The sequence below is a fragment of the Brooklawnia sp. genome, assembly GCF_049651565.1.
Lineage (GTDB): Bacteria > Actinomycetota > Actinomycetes > Propionibacteriales > Propionibacteriaceae > Brooklawnia.
The window spans coordinates 1-5,497 of record NZ_JBASCI010000076.1 but is presented as its reverse complement, the minus strand read 5'-3'; the positions used below and the strand labels follow the sequence as shown (position 1 = coordinate 5,497).

The following is a 5,497-nucleotide window of genomic DNA, read 5'->3' as shown; positions in this document are numbered from 1 at the left end:
GGCGATCTTCGCGTTCGGCGAACGGCGCAGGGCCCGCGGGCACCGGCTGGCCCACACCCTGCCGGCGCTCGGCCTGACCGCGCTGGCCGTGGCGTCCGTGGTGGTGACGGACCGGTCGCATCCCGGCGGGAATTGACCCGCGACGAAAGTTGAATTCTTCTCTAGGGTGGAGTCCGTGGACTGGACCAAATACCGCGCCGCCCTGTTCGACCTCGATGGGGTCCTGACCCCGACCACTGACATCCATATGCTCGCCTGGTCGCGGATGTTCAACGACTACCTGACGCAGCGCGGCATCGCCGAGCCCTACACCGACGACGACTACTTCGCCTACGTCGACGGCAAACCGCGCTACGAGGGGGTGGCGTCCTTCCTGACCAGCCGGGCCATCGAGCTGCCCGCCGGGGACGCCTCCGACCCGGCCACCGCTGACACCGTCGCGGGCCTGGGCAACCGCAAGAACGAGTACTTCAACCAAGTGCTGGCCAGCGAGGGCATCGAACCCTATCCCGGGTCGGCGCAGCTGCTGGACGCGCTGGCCGCCCGCGAGCTGCCGATGGCGGTGGTCAGCTCCTCCCGCAACGCCGAGGCCGTGCTGGACGCGGCGGGGCTCGCCGACTACTTCGAGGTGGTGGTGGACGGCAACGTCAGCCGCGCCCTCGACCTGGCCGGCAAACCCGAACCCGAGGGCTTCCTGCACGCCGCCCGCGAACTGGGTGTCGACCCGGCCGACGCGGTCGTCCTCGAGGACGCCATCTCCGGCGTCCAGGCCGGGCAGGCCGGCGGGTTCGGCCTGGTCATCGGGGTCGACCGGGGCGCCGGTCACCAGGCGCTGCTGGACGCGGGCGCCGACCTGGTCGTGGCAGGTTGCGAGGAGTTGCTGCCGTGATCCGTAATCGCATCGACGGCGACCCGATGGACGACCACCGGTTCCCCGCGGAGGTGTGGCGGCTGGTCGAGCGGTACCCGAGCAACAAGGACCTCGGCCTGACCGAGACGCTGTTCTCGGTGGGCAACGGTTACCTGGGGATTCGCGGCAACCCCGAGGAGGGTCGGGAATCCTACTACTCGGGCACCTTCATCAACGGATTGCACGAGACCTGGGAGATCCGGCACGCCGAGAACGCCTACGGTTTCGCGCGGGTCGGGCAGACCATGATCAACGCGCCCAGTTCGTCCATGATCAAGCTCTACGTGGACGACGAGCCGTTGCTGCTGTCGGCGGCCGACCTGCTGGAGTACGAGCGCTCGATCGACTTCCGGGAGGGCATCCTGCGCCGCGACCTGATCTGGCGGACGCCGGCGGGCAAGCGGGTCCGGGTGCGGTCGACCCGGATGGTGAGCTTCACCGATCGGCACCTGGTTCTGATGACCTTCGAGGTGACGATGCTGGAGGGCAGCGCGCCGATCGCGATCTCGTCGCAGATCGTCAACAAGGAGGACTACGACGAGCTGAGCGGTCAGCGGACCAGCGTCAACTACGACGACCCGCGCCGCAACCGGCGGCTCGACCACCGCGTCCTGCACTCCCAGCTGTACTGGAACAGCCAGCGGCGGATGATCCTCGGCTACCAGCTGGCCAACTCCGGCATGACCGTGGCGGTGGGGGCCGACCACTCCATCCGGACCTCCAACGACTACGAGGAACTGGACGACACCAAGCCCGACCAGGGCCGCAAGATCTACCGGATCGACGCCGAGGAGGGGCAGCCGATCCTGATCACCAAGGCGGTCGCCTACCACACCTCACGCGGGGTGCCGGTGCGGGAGCTGAGCGACCGGGTCCGGCGCACCCTGGACCGGGTGCGGGAGAACGGTTTCGACTACTACCACGGCGAGCAGTGGCAATGGCTGGCCGACTTCTGGCGGCGTAGCGACGTCGAGGTCGGCGCGGCCCCCCGGGTGCAGCAGGCGATCAGGTGGTGCATCTACCAAGTCGCCCAGGCGGCTGCCCGCGCGGACGGCATGGGGGTGCCGGCCAAGGGCCTGACCGGGGACGGCTACGAGGGGCACTACTTCTGGGACACCGAGGTCTACGTGGTGCCGTTCCTCACCCTGACCGCGCCCGAACAGGCGCGCAACGCGCTGCGGTTCCGGTCGATGCACATCGATCAGGCCCGCGACCGCGCGCGTGAGCTGTCGGTGAAGGGTGCGCTGTTCCCATGGCGGACCATCAACGGTGAGGAGGCGTCGGCCTACTACGCCGCCGGCACCGCGCAGTACCACATCGACGCCGACATCGCCTACGCGTTGGGTCACTACGGCGCGATGACCGCCGACCGGGAGTTCATGGACGGCGAGGGCGTTGTGGTGCTGGTGGAGACCGCCCGGATGTGGGCCGACCTCGGCTTCTGGCGGGTCAGCCACGGGGCGACCTTCGAGATCCACGGCGTCACCGGGCCCGACGAGTACACCACGGTGGTGAACAACAACACCTACACCAACGTGATGGCCCGCTGGAACCTGCGGCTGGCCGCCCGGCGCGTCCGCGAACTGGCTGTCGAGTCGCCGGTGGCCTACGACCGGCTGGTGCGGGCGACCGGTCTGGAGCCGGGCGAGGTGAACGAGTGGGAACGCTGTGCCGACGGCATGCTGATCCCGTTCGATGAGCGGCTCGGCATCCACCCGCAGGACGACGCGTTCGTCGTCAAGGAGCTGTGGGACCTGGAGAACACCCCGCCCGACCGCTACCCGCTGCTGCTGCACCACCACCCGCTGGTGATCTACCGTTTCCAGGTGCTCAAGCAGGCCGACGTGGTGCTGGCGTTGTTCCTGCGTAGCAGCGAGTTCACCCAGGAGGAGAAGCGGGCCGACTTCGAGTACTACGACCCGATCACCACCGGCGACTCCAGCCTGTCCGCGGTGATGCAGTCGATCATCGCTGCCGAGGTGGGCCACCAGGAGATGGCGTTGGAGTACTTCCACGCCGGCCTGTTCGTCGACATCGGCAACACCCACGGCAACACCTCCGATGGTGTCCACATCGCGTCCGCGGCCGGCACCTGGCGCGCCCTGGTCAGCGGCTTCGGCGGGCTGCGGGACGACGACGACCTGCTGAACTTCGATCCGCGGCTGCCCCGTTCGTGGGACTACCTCACCTTCCGGTTGACCTACCGCGGCAGCCGGATCAAGGTCCACCTGACCAGGCGCCTGATCACCTTCACCCTCGAACACGGCGAGCCCATCCGGCTGCGGGTGCGCGGGGTGGAGTACGAGGTGGGCGAGGTCCCGGTGGAGGTCGCGCTGGCCCACCAGGGGCTCAATCTGCCCGAACTGGCCAGCACCCACCCGGTGATCGGCGGCCGCCGAGCCGACGGCACCCTGATCACCGCCGAGGTTCCGGACGTAGCCGACGCCGAGTACCGCACCGAGCAACTGCCTGCCGTCTAGCAGCGTGGCGCTCCGGGCCGGGCGGGCCAGCACCTAGCATGACGGCATGAAGGGGTGGCTCGACCCGGTCGGCCAGGAGCCGACCAGGACGTACTGGATACGACGTGGTGTGGTAGCGGCGGTCATCATCGCCCTGGTGGTGACGATCAGCTTGCTGGTGACCAGACCCGGCAGCAACCGGCAGCAGGTGGCCACGACTGCGGTGGCGGCCCCGCCGTCCACATCTGCCGTCCCCACCAGTACCGCCCCGACGCAGTCGCCGGACGCCGCCGGGGAGGAGGCGTCGCTGGGCCCCGAGCTCGGGCCGACCCAGCCAGCCGCCGAAGAGGACGAGGAGACCCCCGCCGAGGAGACCCCTGCCGAGCCCGCCGAGCCGGTGGCCTGCCTGTCCAGGCAGCTGAACCTGCGGATCGAGGGGCCGGACACCGTCGCCGGCCAGGAGCCGACCGTCCTGACCGTGGTCGCGTCCACCAACCAGGCCGAGTGCGTGCTCGACCTGACCGACCCGCAGGCGACCGTGGTGGTCAACTCGGGCAACGACCGGATCTGGTCCACGGCTGACTGCCCCGAGTGGCAGCCCGCCGAGACCTACCAACTCGTCGAGGGCGAAGAGGTCCGCTATGACCTGGAGTGGCCTGTGCGCCGCTCGGCCGGCTGCGAACTTCGCGAGGACGTGCTGGGAGCCGGCACCTACGTGGCAACCGCGAGCATCGGCTCGGTCACCGGCCGCCACGTGATGCAGCTGCAGCCCTGAGCCGGCCTCAGGCGGCCATCCCGGCGGCCTCAGCACCCGAGTGTCGATGCCCGGCGCCTGACGCCCGGCGGGCCAGACGACAGGCCGCCTCAACACGGCGTGCGGTTTCCTGCGCTGGGGCGGGAAATGTACGCCATGAGGGTCAGGAGCGTGCAGTTTCGCCCCCCCGGGTGCCCAATACTGCCCGGATGGCGCGGTGGTGCGGGTGGCGGTGCGGGTCGGCTGCTGAGGCCTATCGCCCCGCGGCCTCGGTGATCCTGGCCAGCCCGTCCCGGATGGCCCGCGCCCGGGCCTGTCCAACGCCCGGCACCGACGCCAGCGCAGAACTGGACGCGGCCAGCACCTCCTGCAGCGAACCGAAGTGCTCCAGCAACCGGCCAGCCTGGGAGGTGGTCATCTGGGCCGACTGCGAGACCACCCGGTACCCCCGGCAGTTCAGGTGCTGGTCGAGGTTGCCGGCGCTGAATCCGATCGCGGTGGCGACGCTGACCGGGTCGAGGATGTCGCCAGCCGGCAGGTGGCTCAGCACGTCCAGGCTGAACCGCTCGTCACCCTCGGTGCGGTAGTCCAGTTCGAGGAGGGTGGCGAGCTGGTCGATGCCGTGGGTCAGGTCATAGAGCTGCAGTTGCAGCAGCCGGCCGTCCACGCCGAGCGCCTCGACATGTCCTTCCAGTTCCTGCGCCAGGCGGCGCACCATCGCCAGCGGCTGAACTGCCTTGACCAGGTCGCCGACGGTCACCAGCGAGTCGATCTCCAACGCCGAGAGCTGCGCGGTGGATGATTCCAGCCGCTCCCGGTACCGCGACAGTGTCGCGACCGCCTGCTCGGCCCTGACCAGGATCTGCTCGGACGACTCGATCGCGTACCGCAGCCCCGCCATGAACAGCGCGATCGACGACATCGCCTGCGACACCGTCACCACCGGGATGTTGGCCTGCAGCGCGATCCGGTCAGCGGTGCGGTGCCGTGTCCCGGTCTCGATGGTCGGCAACTCCGCCGAAGGTGTGAAGTGGACGCCGGCGCTGATGATGATGGACAACTGGTCGTCCACCACGATGCCGCCGTCCATCTTCGCCAGCTCACGCAGAGCGGTGGGGGTGAAGTCGGTGTTGACCGTGAAACCGCCGGTGGAGATCTGGTCGACCACCGGGTTGCGGCCCAGCACCACCAGCGCCCCGGTGCGCCCGGCCCGGATCCGCTCCAGCCCCTCACGCAGCGGCGTCCCCGGCGCGAGCAGCGCCCGGTAGCGGCGGTAGCGCTCTTCGTCGTGGCCCAGGAGGCGGGGTCTGCTCACCCTGGTCAGTGTATGGCAGTGATGGTCTGCGGATCCGGCTGCTTGCTGCGGTGCAGCAA

Annotated in this window: 4 protein-coding genes; 3 read left to right on the top strand and 1 reads right to left on the bottom strand. The window is 69.5% G+C overall.

All coding sequences use genetic code 11. The features are described from left to right. Positions 1 to 166: 166 nt before the first annotated feature. The 3 genes from WBL05_RS03660 to WBL05_RS03650 are packed head-to-tail and all read left to right on the top strand — an operon-like array spanning position 167 to position 4,144. Positions 167 to 889 (top strand): HAD family hydrolase, encoded by a 723-nt coding sequence (locus WBL05_RS03660; RefSeq protein WP_424223808.1) that lies wholly within the window; start codon positions 167 to 169, stop codon positions 887 to 889. A gap of 26 nt (positions 890 to 915) precedes the next feature. Further along, on the top strand, positions 916 to 3,390 hold the full coding sequence (locus WBL05_RS03655) for a glycoside hydrolase family 65 protein (protein WP_424223809.1): 2,475 nt from the start codon (positions 916 to 918) through the stop codon (positions 3,388 to 3,390). Between the two features lie 46 nt (positions 3,391 to 3,436). Beyond that, positions 3,437 to 4,144, top strand: coding sequence for a hypothetical protein (locus tag WBL05_RS03650; protein ID WP_424223807.1), 708 nt, complete (start codon positions 3,437 to 3,439; stop codon positions 4,142 to 4,144). 232 nt (positions 4,145 to 4,376) lie between these two features. On the opposite strand, the gene disA is transcribed toward WBL05_RS03650, so the two are convergent. After that, entirely contained in the window at positions 4,377 to 5,438 is a 1,062-nt protein-coding gene (gene disA, locus WBL05_RS03645) for a DNA integrity scanning diadenylate cyclase DisA (protein WP_424223806.1), read from the bottom strand. Between the last annotated feature and the right edge of the window lie 59 nt (positions 5,439 to 5,497).